This is a genomic window from Micromonospora globispora, assembly GCF_003857015.1.
Taxonomy (GTDB): Bacteria; Actinomycetota; Actinomycetes; order Mycobacteriales; family Micromonosporaceae; genus Micromonospora; species Micromonospora globispora.
In genome coordinates this window covers 1-14,923 of the sequence record NZ_QGGF01000683.1, presented here as the reverse complement: position 1 = coordinate 14,923, position 14,923 = coordinate 1, and the positions used below count along the sequence as shown (strand labels likewise).

Here is a 14,923-nt window from a genome sequence, read left to right as displayed (position 1 = left end):
GTCCGGTCCCCGCCGTAGCGGGCGCGGCCGCCGCGTCGGCGGCCGCGCCCGCTACGGCGGGGACCGGACCGGTCGGCGGACCGGTCAGGGTGTCGTCGGGACCGGCCGGCGAAGCGGCGAAGGTACCGCCCTGCTCGGTCGGATCGGCCGCGGCCGTCCGGCCGGCGCGCCAGGCCGGCAGGTAGAGCGGGGCCGCCAAGGCCAGCACCACCGCACCAACCAGCATGGCGAGGCTGATGCTGGTCCGGTCCGCCAGGGCGGTCAGCACGACCCCGCCCAGCGCACCGGCCGGCTGGGCCATCATCGAGTTCATCGAGAGCACGCTGGTCCGGTACGGCCCGTCCACCTGACGGTGCAGCAGCCCCTGGTGCAGCGGATTCGACGCGCCATGCACGGTGTAGCAGGCCAGATAGGCGATGAGCACGCCGACCGGGCCGGCGAGGAGACCCATCCCGACCACCGTCGCGCCCTGCAGGATCCGCAGCAGGGCGGCGCTGGGTGCGGCGCCCAGCCAGCGCAGCAGCAACGGGGTCAGCGCGGCACCGAGCGCGTTGGCCAGCCAGGCTGCCGAGGCGGCCGGCCCGAGCAGCGCCGCGGCCCGGTCGGCGTTCCCGATCACCTCGGCGAGGCGGACCGGCAGCAGTGCCTCGAAGGTGACCATGCCGAAGCCCCAGAACAGCTCAACGCAGACCAGGGCGAGCAGCACCCGGGAGCGGCGCAGCAGGCCGACCGCCTGCCCCACCATCCGGGGCGCCTCGGCGATCGACGAGCGCACCGCGGCCGCTCCCCTGGCCGGGCGGGTCTCCTTCAACAGGACCAGCAGCGCGACCAGCGCCACCGTTTGGAGGGCGATGGCCACCAGCACGGGCAGGGTCAGCGCGCTGACCGGCCCGACCGGGCCGAGCACGATCAGTCCACCGCCGAGCAGGGCGCCGGCGCCGATGGCCACGCCGATGACGGTGCCAGCGAAGCCAAGGCCGCGCTCGTACTCGGCGTCCGGGTCGGCGGCGAGGGTGGCGTCGACGTACCAGGACTCCAGCGGGCCGCTGTCCAGCGCCCGGTAGATGCCCTGCAACGCCCAGACCAGGAAGAAGAGCCAGAACGAGTCGGCCACCGCGAAGATGATCATCGAGATCAGGCAGACCACCCAGGCGGCGGCAAGCACCGGCTTGCGGCCGAGCGCGTCGGCGAGCCCGCCGGTGGGCAGCTCCAGCGCGAGGACGATCAGCCCTTGGGCGGTGCCGACCAGACCGATCTGGGAGAGCGACAGTCCGCGTTCCTGCATCAGCAGGATCATCACGGGAACCATCAGGCCGCTGGGCAGCCAACGCAGGCCGTAGAGGGTGAGGTAGCGGAACCGGACCTGGCGTACGGACAGGGTGCTCATCGCTTCTCCTCGGACGGCGGTGGACCGGCGAGCCGCTTGCCCGCCAACAGCGGGAAGGCGGCGAGGTAGATCTGCACCTGCTCGGCGCCGGGCTCGGTGGGGTCGGCCTCGTTCCGGTAGCGCTCGAGGATCTGCCACAGCTCCGCCTTCAGCGCCTCCAGTCGGGTCGACGGGATGGTCATGAAGATGTCGCCCATGCCGAACGCGTCCCGCCAGGCCGGCGACCACTCGTGGCGGACGGCGAACCAGTGTTCGGCGTGCTCCGCGAGGTACCGGACCTGGTCGCCCTCGATCCACTCGATCGCGGCCCGGGCGTCCGGGTCGTCGTCGAAGTCCGTGGGCTCCCAGTTGGTCACGTCGTGCGCGGCACGCCACCAGCGCTGTCGCCCCGTGCCCCGGTCCGGGTCCTCGGCAACCAGGCCGACCTCGGCGAGCTGGCGCAGGTGGTAGCTCGTCGCCCCGGTGTTGGTGCCCAGCAATTCGGCGAGGGTCGTGGCCGTGGCCGGCCCCTTCACCCGCAGCGCCCCGAGCAGTCGCGTCCGCAGTGGATGCGCCAGCACCCGCACCTGTCGATGGTCCAGCCGGACCGCGCGGGATTCACGCCGCCGCGGCGCCTCATCGTTCTCCATGCATGCACAATATCTGTGCACAGTTTCTATGCACAAGAGTTGTGCATAGAAACTGTGCATGATCCGACAGGTGATTCGGCGGTGCTCAGACCGCGAGGAGTTCGCTGATGCCGCGCAGCCGGGTCCGCAGCAGGCCGGCCGCCCGGGAGGAGTCGAGGCGTACCTCGGTGGGGCGGTGCAGGCCGGACGCCGCGCTGGTGGTCGTCTTCATCCCGGCCGGGTCGAGGCCGAGGCATCGGGCTACCAGCAGCCCCATCTCGGCCCGGCTGACCGCGTCCGGCCCGGCCACGTTGAGCGGGCCCGCGTAGTCCGACGGCACGAGTTCGAGGACGGCGGCGGCCACGTCGACCACGTCGACCGGGCAGCGGAGCTCGTCGGTGAACAGGGTGGCCCGACCGGCCAGCGCGTCGAGGCAGAGCTGGATCTGCTTGCTCCCCTCCCCCACGATCAGCGAGGTCCGCACCAGAGCCGCCCCCGGGTCGATCGCCCGCACCGCGGTCTCCGCCGCCGCCTTCGCCGCCCCATAGGGAAAGATCGGGGTGGGCGGCTCGTCGTCGAGGTAGGGCGACGGGCGGCCGCCGTGCACCGAGTCGCTGGACAGGTGCACCAGCCGGGCGCCCGCCTCGGCGGCGGCGATCGCGATGTGCGCCGCCCCGTCGGCGGTGACCACCCAGTCGGCGTACCGGTAGGGGGTGGCGACGACGGCGTCGGGGCGTACCGCCGCGACCAGCGCGCACACGGCGGCGCGGTCGGTGACGTCGAGCCGGCGCGCCTCGACGCCCGGCACCTCGACGGCGGCCGAGTGGTACGTGCCGACCACCCGCTCCCCCGCCGCGACCGCCTGCCGGCAGATCTCCGCGCCGAGAAAGCCGCTGGCCCCCACCACGAGCAGTGTCATCGCATCCCCGTTCCCTGAAAAAAGCCGAGAGGTCCGCGTCATCATGACGCGGACCTCTCGGTCAGGTGGGGACGGCTCAGGTGGGGTCGGCCACCGGGGCCACCGGGCCGGCGGTGCCGGCGTGCACCCCGGTCGGGGCCTTCGGCTTGGCGTCGATGCCCGCCTCGGCGCGCTGCTGCCCGGTGATCGGCGTCGGCGCGCCGGTCAGCGGGTCGAAGCCGCCCCGGGTCTTCGGGAAGGCGATCACCTCGCGGATCGAGTCCGCGCCGGCGAGCAGCATGCAGACCCGGTCCCAGCCGAAGGCGATGCCGCCGTGCGGCGGGGCGCCGTACTTGAACGCCTCCAGCAGGAAGCCGAACTTGTCCTGCGCCTCCTCGGGGCTGATGCCGAGCAGGTCGAAGACGCGCTGCTGCACGTCGCTGCGGTGGATACGGATCGAGCCGCCGCCGATCTCGTTGCCGTTGCAGACGATGTCGTACGCGTAGGCGAGCGCCCGGTCCGGCGCCTCCTCGAACGTGTCCACCCACTCGGCGTTCGGCGAGGTGAACGGGTGGTGCACGGCCGTCCAGCCGCCCTCGTCGGTGCGCTCGAACATCGGCGCGTCGACCACCCAGCAGAACGCCCACGCGCTCTCGTCGATCAGGTTGGCCCGCTTGGCGATCTCGATCCGGGCCGCGCCCAGCAGCTCCTGCGCCTCCCGGGTGTTCGCGCTGGCGGCGAAGAAGATCGCGTCGCCCGGCTTGGCGCCGACGGCGTCGGCGAGGCCGGCCAGGTGCTCGGCGGAGAGGTTCTTCGCCACCGGGCCGCGGGCCTCGCCGGTCTCGGCGTCGAGCACCACGTACGCCAGGCCGCGCGCGCCGCGCGCCTTGGCCCAGTCCTGCCAGCCGTCCAGCTCCTTGCGGCTCTGGCCGGCGCCGCCCGGCATGACCACCGCGCCGACGTACCCGCCGGCGTCGATCGCCCCGGCGAAGACCCGGAACTCGGTGCCGCGCAGGTAGTCGGTCAGCTCGGTCAGCTCGACGCCGTAGCGCAGGTCCGGCTTGTCGGAGCCGTACCGGGACATCGCGTCGTGCCAGGTGATCCGCGGGATCGGCCGGGGGATCTCGTAGCCGGCCAGGTCGGACCAGAGCGCGGCGACGATCGCCTCACCGAGGTCGATCACGTCGTCCTCGGTGACGAAGGACATCTCGATGTCGAGCTGGGTGAACTCCGGCTGCCGGTCGGCGCGGAAGTCCTCGTCCCGGTAGCAGCGGGCGATCTGGTAGTACCGCTCCATGCCGCCGACCATCAGCAGCTGCTTGAACAGCTGCGGCGACTGCGGCAGCGCGTACCAGCTGCCGGGCTGCAGGCGGACCGGGACCAGGAAGTCGCGGGCACCCTCCGGGGTGGACCGGGTCAGCGTCGGCGTCTCGATCTCCAGGAAGTCCCGCTCGTGCAGCACGCCGCGGGCGAGCTGGTTGGCCCGCGAGCGCAGCCGCATGGCCGTCGCCGGGCCGCTGCGACGCAGATCCAGGTAGCGGTACTTGAGCCGGATGTCGTCGCCGGCCTCGATCTGGTCGTCCACCGGCAGCGGCAGCGGCGCCGCCTCGGAGAGCACCTCCAGCTCGGTGGCGGTCACCTCGATCTCGCCGGTGGGCAGGTCCGGGTTCTCGTTGCCGGCCGGGCGGGGGGTCACCTCACCGGTGACCTTGACGCAGAACTCGTTGCGCAGCGCGTGCGCGTCCTCCTCGCGGAACACCACCTGGACCACGCCCGAGCCGTCGCGCAGGTCGACGAAGATGACGCCGCCGTGGTCGCGCCGGCGGGCCACCCACCCGGCGAGCGTCACCGTCGAGCCGGCGTCCGCGGCGCGCAGGCTTCCGGCATTGTGGGTACGGATCACGGCAGGCGTCTCCTCATCGTGGAACAGTCGTCACCCCGCATTCTGTCAGCCCCGCCCGCCGCGTCCGGCGGGCACCCGACAGCCCGACCTGATCCGGGGCGGCCTCCGGTCGACGACCCGCCGACCGCCGACGCGCCGGGGCAGCCCCTGCAACGGACCGTCCCGGGGACGATCGACGGTCGCGACGGTTACCGTGGCGAGGTGCGCGCCGTACCGGGCTGGGCCGTGGCCATCGCCGCGGCCGCGCCCGTCCTGCTGCTCGGCGGTACGACCGTCGCGGGCGCTCGACAGCCGGCCGGCTACGACCCCGTCCGCGACACGATCAGCGAACTCGCCGGACCGGGCGCGACGGACTCCTGGATCATGGTCGGCTGCTTCCTGCTGCTCGGCGCGTGTCACCTGGCCACCGCGGCCGTCCTGCACGCCGCTGGTCTGCCCAGCCGGTTCCTGCTCGCCGTCGGCGGAGCGGCCACCGTCGCGTTGATCGCCTTCCCGCGGCCCAAGGTGGGCGGCTCGCTCGGCCACGGCACGGTCGCGGCGGTCGCCGTCCTGGCGCTGGCGCTCTGGCCGGCCGGGTCGGCGCTGCTGCTGCCCCGTGGCCCGGACCCCGGCCACCCGGCCCGGCCGGTGCTGCCGTGGGCGTTCCGGCGGCCGGTGGCGCTCACCGTGACGGCGCTGCTGCTGGTCCTCTTCGGCTGGTTCGTCTTCGAGGTGACCAGCGGTCACCGCGCCGGGCTCGCCGAGCGGGCGACGGCGCTGGGTGTCGGGCTCTGGCCCCCGCTGGCGGTGCTCTCGGCCCGGCGGACGCACCGGCGCCGGCACGCCGGTTCCGGGGCGCTCAGTTCTCCGGGTCCGCCGGGAGCAGATGGGTCACCTCCGGCTCCCCCTCGACCAGCGCCCGGGCCCGTTCCTCCGCCGCCTGGTCGGCCCCGGTGAGCCGGCCGCCGTGCTGGCGCAGATGCTCCTCCCAGGACGGCACCTGGTAGACCTCGACGAAGCTGTGCTCCCGCTCCCCCGCCCGGAACAGCCCCCAGCGCATCGCCCCGGTACGCCGACGGGACCGGCCGACCGCCCGCATCGCCGCGACAAAGGACTCCTGCCGCTCGGGCGGCACGGTGTACCCGATGGTGATCACCACCGGTCCGGAACGGGGATGCGGCTCCAGGGCGAGGTGCGGCTCGGGCCAGTAGATGGCCGGCTCCCGGCTCACGCCCCGGGTCTCGACCAGCGGCCAGATCAGCACGGTGAGCGCGGCGACGAGCATCACCGCGCCGGCCGCGGCGAGGGCGACGACGAGGCTGGTCACCTCGCCGAGCGCACCCCAGGCGACCGCCCCGAGGGCCTGACCGCCGGCGAAGACCATCTGGTAGACGGACAGGCCGCGGGCGCGTACCCAGCCGGGGAGGAAGAGCTGCATCGCGGCGTTGACGCTGGAGAGCACGGTCATCCAGGCCAGACCGGCGGGGATCAGGGCCAGGGTCACCAGCACCGGTGACGGCACCAGGGCGAGCACCAGCAGGACCCCGCCGTAGAGCAGCCCGGCCGCCAGCAGCAGCTGGCTGCTGCTGAGCGCCCGACGGACCCGGGGCAGGACGAGCGCGCCGGCCACCGCACCGATGCCGAGGGCGGCGAGCAGCACGCCGTAGCCGCTGGCGCCCATGCCGAGACGGTGGCTGGCGACCAGCGGCAGCAGCGCCCAGAGCGCGCTGCCCGGCACCACGAAGAGCGCGGCGCGCAGCAGGATCCGGCGGACGACCGGCGAGTGCCGGACGTACCGGCCGCCGGCGCGGAGCGCCGCGGCGAACCGCTCCGGCTCGGGTTCGGATTCCGGCCGGTCGGGCCGCCAGCGGAACAGGGCGAAGGCGAAGATCGCGAACGAGGTGGCGTTGACCGCGAAGACGACCGCCACCCCGGCCTTGGCGACCAGCACACCGGCCACGGCCGGCCCGACCGAACGGGCCAGGTTGACGCTGATCGAGCCGAGCGCCGCGGCAGAGACGAGCTGAGCTCGGGGCACCAGCTCCGGGATCACCGCCTGCCAGGCGGGCAGGGTCAGCGCCTGGCCGACGCCGAGCGCGAAGGTGAGGGTGAGCAGCAGGGCCGGCGGCATCCGGCCGACCGCGGTCAGCGCGGTGAGCAGCACCCCCACCGCCGCCAGGAAGCACTGCACGCCGATCAGCAGCCGGCGCCGGTCGAACGTGTCGGCGAGTGCGCCGGCGGGCAGCGCGAGCAGCAGGACGGGCAGCATGCTGGCGGTCTGCACGAGGGAGACCAGGGTCGCGGCGTTGGGCTGGTCGACCAGCAGCCACTGCGCGCCGACGGTCTGCATCCAGGTGCCGACGTTGCTGGCCAGCACCGCTAGCCAGAGGCTGCGGAACGCGGCGACCCGCAGCGGGGCCCAGGCGGAGGCGGGCACGTCAACGGTCGGGGTCACGGGGGCGCTCACCGGGCGGAACGTACCCCGCCGCGCGGCGGCCAGTCCGATGATCCGCAAAGCGCGCCCGGTGGCACGGCGGGCACGCGGAAACGGGCCGCCGGTCGCCCGGCGGCCCGTTCCCGAAGGGTGGATCAGTAGACGCTCACGCCGTAGACGCTCAGCGCCTCGGTGACCGGCTGGAAGTAGGTGGTGCCGCCGGTGGTGCAGTTGCCGCTGCCGCCGGAGGTCATCCCCAGGGCGGTGCTGCCGGCGAAGAGCGAGCCGCCGCTGTCGCCACCCTCGGCGCAGACGTTGGTCTTGATCAGGCCGTAGACGCTGCCCTCGGCGTAGTTCACGGTCGCGTTGGTGGCGGAGACGCTGCCGCTGTGCACGCCGGTGGTGCTGCCGCTGCGCTTGACCGCCTGGCCGACGTACGCGTTGCCGGCGCCGGTGATGTCCTGCGAGCTGCCGTTGTAGAGGTAGACCGTGCCGGGGTGCGCCAGGGCGGTGTTGCTGTACCGGACGATGCCGTAGTCGTTGCCCGGGAAGCTGGTGCCGGCCCGCGGACCGATGTAGGTCGACTGGCTGGAGTTGGTGTACCAACTGGACGACAGGTTGGTGCAGTGCCCGGCGGTGAGGAAGTAGTACGTGCCCGCGCTGTTGCGCACGTTGAAGCCGAGCGAGCAGCGGTAACCCCCGCCGTAGATGGCCTGGCCACCGTTGATCCGCGGGCTGAGTACGCCGGCTTCGGACTCGATGCGGACGGCGCCGTTGAGCCGGGCCGCCGCGGCCCGGACCTGGTCGAGCTTGGCACCGGTGACGGTGCTGTCGACGGAGACGACGACCTGGTTGGTGGCGGGGTCGGTCCACCAGGCGGTGCCGGCGACCTTCGCCGTCCGCTCCAGCTCGGCGGTGGCGCGGTTCAGCTCGGCGGCGCCACGGGCGACGAGCTTCGGGGTCGCGCCGGCGGCCCGCACCTCGCGGGCGGCGGCGGCGTCGGTCACGGTGACGACCATCGTGCCGCTGGCGTCGGCGTACGTGCCGGCGGACCGGTCGCCGAGCCGCTGGACCAGGCTGGCGGCGGCGTCGGGGGAAGCGGGCGAGGCGGGTGCCGCCTGCACGGGCGAGGCGAGGAGCGAGCCGGCTACCAGGGTGCCGGCGGCGGCGAGGGTGACGGCGCGACGGAGCGATGACCTCGTGGGTCGCATGAACAGCCTCCCGGATGGGGTGGGGGCCCGACTCGTGGTGCGGGCCCTGGGCCGACCCGGCCGAGCCTGGGGGAACCGGCCGAGCTGAGTGGAAGTATTCACATATTTAAGATCGTAAGCAAGACCACGGTTTGCCCGAATTCACCCAACGGCCACACGTAACGGCCCGGCAACATTGTGGACACAGAGGGTCATCTATACGATCCGGTAACCATCGCATTCCCGGCACCCGCGATCCGGAGGCCACGATGACCCTCACCCGACGCGTGCTGGCCATCCTCGCCAGCCTCACCGCTCTCGTCCTGCTCGCCGCCAGCCCGGCCACCGCCGCCACCACCCCACCGCCCAACTCGATGGCCAGCATGGGCGACTCCATCACCCGCGGCTTCAACGCCTGCGGCTGGTACGTCGACTGCACCTCGCGCTCGTTCAGCACCGGTGACTACTCCACGGTGAACAGTCACTACCTGCGGATCCGCGCGGTCAACCCGAACATCCAGGGCCGCAACTACAACGACGCCCGCAGCGGCGCCAAGTCCGCCGACATGTACGGCCAGGCCGGCACCGCGGTCAGCCAGGGCGTCGAGTACGTCACCATGCTGATCGGCGCCAACGACGCCTGCACCAGCTCGGAATCCACCATGACCTCGGTGACCACCTACCGGGCCAACATCGACAGCGCCCTCAACCGGCTCAAGGCCGGCCTGCCCAACGCCCGGGTCGCGGTGGTCAGCGTGCCGGACATCTACCGGCTCTGGTACATCGGCCGGAACAACCTCAGCGCGCTGACCGCCTGGTCGTCCTTCGGCATCTGCCAGTCGATGCTGGCCAACGCCACCTCCACCGCGCAGGCGGACGTCGACCGGCGGGCCCGGGTACGCCAGCGGGTGATCGACTACAACACCCAGCTCGCCCAGGCCTGCACCGCGTACGGCGCCAACTGCGACTTCGACGACAACGCCGTGTTCAACTACCCGTTCGTGCTGAGCCAGGTCTCCACCTGGGACTACTTCCACCCGAACACCAGCGGGCAGGCGGTGCTCGCCAGCGTCACGTACGCCAACGGTTTCGGCTGGTAGCCGTTCCCCGCGCGGCGCGCGGACGGTCCGCCGTCCGCGCGGCGTCGGGCTCAGGTGCGGCGACGCGCGCCCGGGCCCGGACGCGGGACCACGTCGCGAGGGCTGGTCAGCTCGTGCCCGGCCGCGCAGCGCAGCTCGACGTGGACCTCTGCGCCGCAGTCGCGGTGCCCGACGCCGAGCGGGGAGCCCTCCGGGTCGGCGAGGTAGCGGTCGCCCCAGCCGAGCACCGCCACCAGTACCGGCCAGAGGTCGAGGCCCTTCTCGGTCAGCCGGTACTCGTGGCGCACCCGGCTGCCCGGCTCGCGGTACGGCTCGCGGCGCAGCACGCCCTGCTCGACCAGGGTGGCCAGCCGGTTGGTGAGGACCTGCCGGGGGATGCCGGTCCGGATCCGCATGTCGTCGAAGCGGCGGATGCCGTTGAACACCTCGCGAAGCACGACGAGGGTCCACCGCTCGCCGAGGATCGCCATCGCCCGGGCGATGGTGCAGTTCTCCACCGACCAGTCCAGTGCCGCGGGTCTCATGCCCACCAGGCTAGGTCTCATTGACAGACTCAGCAACGCGCTGCAGGCTGAGTCCATGACACAGACGCAGGACCGCAGCCGTACGTTCTCCTGGTCCGACCCGGCGGCGGGCGCGGCGCACATCGGTCGACGCAGCGGCCTGGAGCTGCTCCGGGCGATGATCGACGGGGAGCTGGCCGCCCCGCCGGTGATGCACCTGATCGACATGGCCCGGATGGAGGCCGACGAGGGCCGGGTCGCGGTGGAGCTGGTGCCGCAGGAGTTCCACTACAACCCGCTCGGCACGGTGCACGGCGGGGTCATCTCCACCCTGCTGGACACCGCCGCCGCCTGCGCCGTGCACACCACCCTGCCGGCCGGCGTCGGATACACCTCGCTCGACCTGAACGTGAAGTTCCTCCGCCCGGTCACCGTGGCCAGCGGCACCCTCCGCTGCGAGGGCACCGTCCTGCAGCGCGGCCGCCGCACCGCCCTGGCCGAGGCGAGACTGACCGACACCCGCGGCCGTCTCATCGCCCACGCCACCTCCAGCTGCCTCCTGTTCCCCCTCGACGCCCCCGCCTGACCACTCCGGGGCCGATCATGGAGTCGTGGCGCCCGATGTGCCGGTTGTGCATCGGCTTGTTACCGGCCACAACTCCATGATCGACAGGAGTGGGGGCGGCGGGTCAGCGGGTTGCGGTGAGGCGGGCGGCGCGGGCGGCGCGCTTCTCCTCGAACCGGGACGCGTGGCGTTCGAGGCCGTCCAGGTGGGCGGCGATCTCCTCGCGGGCCGCCTCGCCGTCGGCGTCCAGGCCGGTCACCTCGAAGACGTCCCACTGACGCAGCACGGGGACGACCACGTCGTCGCGGTGCTGCCGCAGGTCGTAGATGCCGGCCAGCGCGATCGCCACCGACTTGCGGGCGAAGCCCTCGATGCCGACGCCGGGCATCTGGAAGTCGGCCACCACGTCGGCGACGGCCCGCATCGCCTGGCTCGGGGCCAGCTCGAAGGCCGCGGCGAGCAGGTTGCGGTAGAAGACCATGTGCAGGTTCTCGTCGGCGGCCACCCGGGCCAGCAGCGCCTCACAGGCCGGGTCGCCGGTCACCTTGCCGGTGTTGCGGTGCGAGATGCGGGTGGCCAGTTCCTGGAACGACACGTACGCCAGGGAGTGCAGCACCTCGTCGCCGTGCGCGTTGACGTAGCCGGCCGACATGTGGGTCATCCGGGCTCGTTCCAGCGCCACCGGGTCGACCGCCCGGGTCACCGTCAGGTAGTCCCGGATGGCGGTGCCGTGCCGACCCTCCTCGGCGGTCCACCGGTGCACCCAGTTCCCCCAGGCGCCGTCCCGGCCGAAGAGGGTGGCGATCTCGTGGTGGTACGAGGGCAGGTTGTCCTCGGTGAGCAGGTTGACGATCAGCGCGGTCCGGGCCACGTCGGGGATGGTCGAGTCCGTCTCCGACCACGGCTCGCCGCCGAGCGGGCCGTCGAAGGTGCGGCCCTCGCTCCACGGGACGTACTCGTGCGGGAACCACTCCTTCGCCATCGACAGATGGCGGTCGAGGTTCTTCTCCACCACGGATTCGAGCTCGAGGAGCAGGGCGGTCTGGCTGAGTACGGTCACGACGATCTCCCTACGGTGGCGTAACTTACGCTACCGTAGGTCCGATCGTCCGTACGCGCTAGTCGGGAACTCAGCTCACCAGCGGCTTCAGGTCCTCCCGCGGCGGCGTCCACTCCCCCGCCGCGGCGGCCACCTGCTCACCCGAGCGGATGTCCTTCACCTCGTCGCCCTCGGCCCCGGGGAACCAGACGTACGGGATGCCCCGCCGCTCGGCGTACCGGATCTGCTTGCCGAACTTGGCGGCGCTCGGGGACACCTCGGTCGGGATGCCCCGGGAGCGCAGCGCCTCGGCCACCTTGTTGCTGGCCGGGCGCTCGTCCTCGTTGGTGACGGCGACCAGCACGCAGGTCGGCACGCTCCGGGACACCGACAGCTCGTCCGCGCCGAAGAGCAGGCCGAGCAGCCGGGTCACCCCGATCGAGATGCCCACCCCCGGGAAGCGGACGTTCCCGGCGCTGGCCAGGTTGTCGTACCGGCCGCCGGAGCAGATCGAGCCGAACCGCTCGTACCCCACCAGCTGCGTCTCGTAGACGGTGCCGGTGTAGTAGTCGAGGCCGCGGGCGATCCGCAGATCGGCGACGCAGAGGCCGGGCGAGTGGTCGGCGGCGGTCTCCACCACCGAGGTCAGCTCCTCGATGCCCTCGTCGAGCAGCGGGTCGCTGACCCCGAGGGCCCGGACCGCGTCGGCGAAGGAGCCGTCCGGCGCGGAGATCTCCGCCAGGGCCAGGCACGCCTTCGCCTGCGCCTCGCTCGCCCCGGCCGTCTCGGCCAGCAGCTCGGCCACCTTCGCCGGGCCGATCTTGTCGAGCTTGTCCACCGCGCGCAGCGCCGCCTCCGGGTCGGTCAGCCCGATGCCCCGGTAGAAGCCCTCGCAGATCTTGCGGTTGTTGACCTGGATCTTCACGGCCGGAATCGGCAGCGACCGCAGCGCGTCGCCGATCACCAGCGGCATCTCCGCCTCGTAGTGGGCCGGCAGGGTGTCCCGGTCCACGATGTCGATGTCGGCCTGGAGGAACTCGCGGTAGCGCCCCTCCTGCGGGCGCTCACCCCGCCACACCTTCTGAATCTGATAGCGGCGGAACGGGAACTGCAGCTTGCCCGCGTTCTCCAGCACGTAGCGGGCGAACGGCACGGTCAGGTCGAAGTGCAGACCGAGCGCGTCGTCACCGGTCGGGCCGTCGGTGTCGGCCTGCAGCCGGCGCAGCACATAGACCTCCTTGGAGGTCTCCCCCTTGCGCAGCAGCTGGTCCAGCGGCTCGACCGAACGGGTCTCCAGCGGGGCGAAGCCGTACAGCTCGAAGGTGCCGCGGATCCGGTCGAGGACGAACTGCTCGATCATCCGCTGCGCGGGCGTCCACTCCGGGAAGCCGGAGATGGGCGTGGGCTTGCTCATGGCGTACTCCTTGCATCCCGCGCGGACCGCGCGGGGAGTCGTGGTCGCGGCGACTACAGGCCGCGGGTGGGCGCGGCCGGGCGCGCGTCGCCGGTCCCCGCCACCTCGAGGAGGTACGGGTTGGTCGCGCGCTCGCGGCCGATGGTGGTCGCTGGGCCGTGGCCGGGCAGGACGACGGTGTCGTCGGCCAGCGGGAGAACCTTCTCCCGCAGGCTGGTCAGCATCCGGGGCATGCTGCCGCCCGGCAGGTCGGTGCGGCCGATCGAGCCGGCGAAGAGCACGTCACCGGAGAGGCAGATCTGCTCGGCCTCCCAGGGCGAGCCGGCGCCGGGCAGCCGGAACAGCACCGACCCGCCGGTATGGCCGGGGGCGTGGTCGACGGTGATCTCCAACCCGGCCAGGGCGAGGGTCGCGCCGTCGGTCAGCTCGGCGACGTCCTCCGGCTCGGCGTACGGGAGGCGGCCACCGAAGAGCTGCGTGAGGTCCGTGGAGAGCGCCTTGGACGGGTCGGCCAGCAGCTCCCGGTCGTCCGGGTGGACGTACGCGGGGATGCCGCGCGCACCGCAGACCGGCGCCACGGAGAAGGTGTGGTCGAGGTGGCCGTGGGTGAGCAGCACGGCGGCCGGGTGCAGGCGGTGCTCGGCGAGCACGGCGTCGAGCCGGTCGAGGACCCCGATGCCGGGGTCGACCACCACGCACTGCTCCCCCGGCGCGGTCGCCACCACGTAGCAGTTGGTGCCGAAGGCGTCGGCGGGAAAGCCGGCCACGAGCACGTCCGCTCCCCTTCCGTCGAGTCGTCGTCCCCGTCGCCAGCCTAGCCGCCCGGGCGAGCGGGTTTCGCCGGCCCAGCAGTCCCGGTGGCCCCACCCGGCACAGTGACGCCTCCCGATAAACCGGGGTCCGACCTCGTACACCACTTTCCCAGCCGGTACCCGTACACTCTGGCGGGCGTGTGGCGTGGCGCACCTGCCGCCCGACGGGCGGACAGCGCCCGAGCGCCGGCGAGGACCAGGTTAGAGGAAGGACAGCACGGGTGGCTTCCAGCAGGGACCGGCAGCGCAAACTGGCGCGGGCCAAGCTCGACCGGCAGCTCGCCCGCCGGGCCGCCGCGGCGAAGCGCCGCCGGCAGATCCAGGCGGCCGTCGGCGCCGCCCTGGTGATCGTGCTGATCGGGTTCGGGACCGCCTGGGCGCTGGGCGCCTTCGACTCGAAGCCGGAGAAGAAGGCCGCCGAGGACGTCTGCGTCTGGACCCCGCAGGACGCCAGCGGCAACACCAACCTCAAGGACGTCGGCACCCCGCCCACCACCGGCCTGCCGACCTCCGGCACCCGGGCGATGACCATCACCACGAACCAGGGCGCGCCGATCACCGCCGAGCTCGACCTGGCCTCGGCGCCGTGCGGCGGCGCGAGCATCTCGTACCTGGCCGGCAAGTCGTTCTTCGACAACACCAAGTGCCACGAGATCACCACCGAGGGCGCGCTCCGCTGCGGCGACCCGAGCGGCACCGGGATCGGCGGCCCCGCCTACTCGTTCTACGACGAGAACGTCCCCACCCCGGCGCCGAGCCCGTCCGGCAAGCCGGCCGCCGGCCAGGCCCCGGCGTACCCGAAGGGCACGATCGCCATGATCGCGAACCCGCCGGGCGCCAACGGCAGCCAGTTCCTCATCTTCTTCAAGGACTTCAACCCGACCAAGCCGGTCTACCCGATCATCGGCAAGGTCACCGGCGGCCTCGACGTCGTGGACAAGATCGGTGCCCTGCCGACCGTGGACAATGGGAGCGGGGCCAAGGTCAAGCCGAAGACGGACGTGGTGATCCAGAGCCTCACCGTCGGCGAGCCGACCACGGCACCGGCCTCCACCGGCGCGCCGGCCACCAGCCCCAGCGCCGGCTGACCC

At 72.8% G+C, this 14,923-nt stretch carries 14 protein-coding genes; 4 read left to right on the top strand and 10 right to left on the bottom strand.

The window, feature by feature from the left end:
* The 4 genes from DKL51_RS32015 to aspS form a co-directional block, all read right to left on the bottom strand.
* The coding region (locus tag DKL51_RS32015; RefSeq protein ID WP_148097914.1) for an MFS transporter at positions 1-1,387 on the bottom strand (1,387 nt) is incomplete at its 3' end.
* Positions 1,384-2,016, bottom strand: a complete 633-nt coding sequence (locus DKL51_RS32010) for a winged helix-turn-helix domain-containing protein (protein ID WP_109947985.1) — start codon at positions 2,014-2,016, stop codon at positions 1,384-1,386. The genes DKL51_RS32015 and DKL51_RS32010, both read right to left, overlap by 4 nt.
* Positions 2,017-2,101: 85 nt before the next feature.
* On the bottom strand, positions 2,102-2,914 hold the full coding sequence (locus DKL51_RS32005) for a sugar nucleotide-binding protein (protein WP_124813142.1): 813 nt from the start codon (positions 2,912-2,914) through the stop codon (positions 2,102-2,104).
* A 76-nt stretch (positions 2,915-2,990) separates the two neighbouring features.
* Positions 2,991-4,796, bottom strand: a complete 1,806-nt coding sequence (gene aspS / locus DKL51_RS32000) for an aspartate--tRNA ligase (protein WP_109947987.1) — start codon at positions 4,794-4,796, stop codon at positions 2,991-2,993.
* 201 nt (positions 4,797-4,997) lie between these two features.
* Here aspS and DKL51_RS31995 point away from each other — a divergent pair, with 201 nt between their 5' ends.
* Positions 4,998-5,732, top strand: a complete 735-nt coding sequence (locus DKL51_RS31995; RefSeq protein WP_109947988.1) for a DUF998 domain-containing protein — start codon at positions 4,998-5,000, stop codon at positions 5,730-5,732.
* Here DKL51_RS31995 and DKL51_RS31990 read toward each other — a convergent pair.
* Together DKL51_RS31990 and DKL51_RS31985 are read right to left on the bottom strand one after the other, a co-directional pair.
* Positions 5,635-7,242 carry an MFS transporter gene (locus tag DKL51_RS31990; protein WP_243422792.1) on the bottom strand — a complete coding sequence of 536 codons (1,608 nt, stop codon included), beginning with the start codon at positions 7,240-7,242 and terminating at the stop codon, positions 5,635-5,637. The two genes, DKL51_RS31995 and DKL51_RS31990, sit on opposite strands and share 98 nt — an antisense overlap.
* 122 nt (positions 7,243-7,364) lie before the next feature.
* Positions 7,365-8,420, bottom strand: a complete 1,056-nt coding sequence (locus DKL51_RS31985; RefSeq protein ID WP_109947989.1) for a S1 family peptidase — start codon at positions 8,418-8,420, stop codon at positions 7,365-7,367.
* A gap of 248 nt (positions 8,421-8,668) precedes the next feature.
* Between DKL51_RS31985 and DKL51_RS31980 the strand changes: the two genes are divergently transcribed.
* Positions 8,669-9,499: an SGNH/GDSL hydrolase family protein gene (locus tag DKL51_RS31980; protein WP_109947990.1), complete on the top strand. Its 831-nt coding sequence runs from the start codon at positions 8,669-8,671 to the stop codon at positions 9,497-9,499.
* Between the two features lie 50 nt (positions 9,500-9,549).
* Here DKL51_RS31980 and DKL51_RS31975 read toward each other — a convergent pair whose 3' ends face one another.
* Complete coding sequence (locus DKL51_RS31975; protein WP_109947991.1) at positions 9,550-10,023, bottom strand: winged helix-turn-helix transcriptional regulator; 474 nt, start codon at positions 10,021-10,023, stop codon at positions 9,550-9,552.
* 55 nt (positions 10,024-10,078) lie between these two features.
* Between DKL51_RS31975 and DKL51_RS31970 the strand changes: the two genes are divergently transcribed.
* The gene (locus DKL51_RS31970; protein WP_109947992.1) at positions 10,079-10,588 is read left to right on the top strand and encodes a PaaI family thioesterase; all 510 of its coding nucleotides are present in this window, start codon (positions 10,079-10,081) and stop codon (positions 10,586-10,588) included.
* A gap of 103 nt (positions 10,589-10,691) precedes the next feature.
* Here the strand turns inward: DKL51_RS31970 and DKL51_RS31965 are convergent, their stop codons facing one another.
* The 3 genes from DKL51_RS31965 to DKL51_RS31955 form a co-directional block, all read right to left on the bottom strand.
* A complete protein-coding gene (locus DKL51_RS31965) occupies positions 10,692-11,627 on the bottom strand; it encodes an acyl-ACP desaturase (protein WP_109947993.1) in 936 nt (311 codons plus the stop codon).
* Positions 11,628-11,697: 70 nt separating this feature from the next.
* Entirely contained in the window at positions 11,698-13,020 is a 1,323-nt protein-coding gene (gene hisS / locus DKL51_RS31960; RefSeq protein WP_109947994.1) for a histidine--tRNA ligase, read from the bottom strand.
* Between the two features lie 53 nt (positions 13,021-13,073).
* Positions 13,074-13,793 (bottom strand): MBL fold metallo-hydrolase, encoded by a 720-nt coding sequence (locus tag DKL51_RS31955; RefSeq protein ID WP_109947995.1) that lies wholly within the window; start codon positions 13,791-13,793, stop codon positions 13,074-13,076.
* A gap of 260 nt (positions 13,794-14,053) precedes the next feature.
* On the opposite strand from DKL51_RS31955, the gene DKL51_RS31950 reads away from it, so the two are divergent.
* A complete protein-coding gene (locus DKL51_RS31950) occupies positions 14,054-14,920 on the top strand; it encodes a peptidylprolyl isomerase (RefSeq protein WP_109947996.1) in 867 nt (288 codons plus the stop codon).
* Positions 14,921-14,923: the final 3 nt, after the last annotated feature.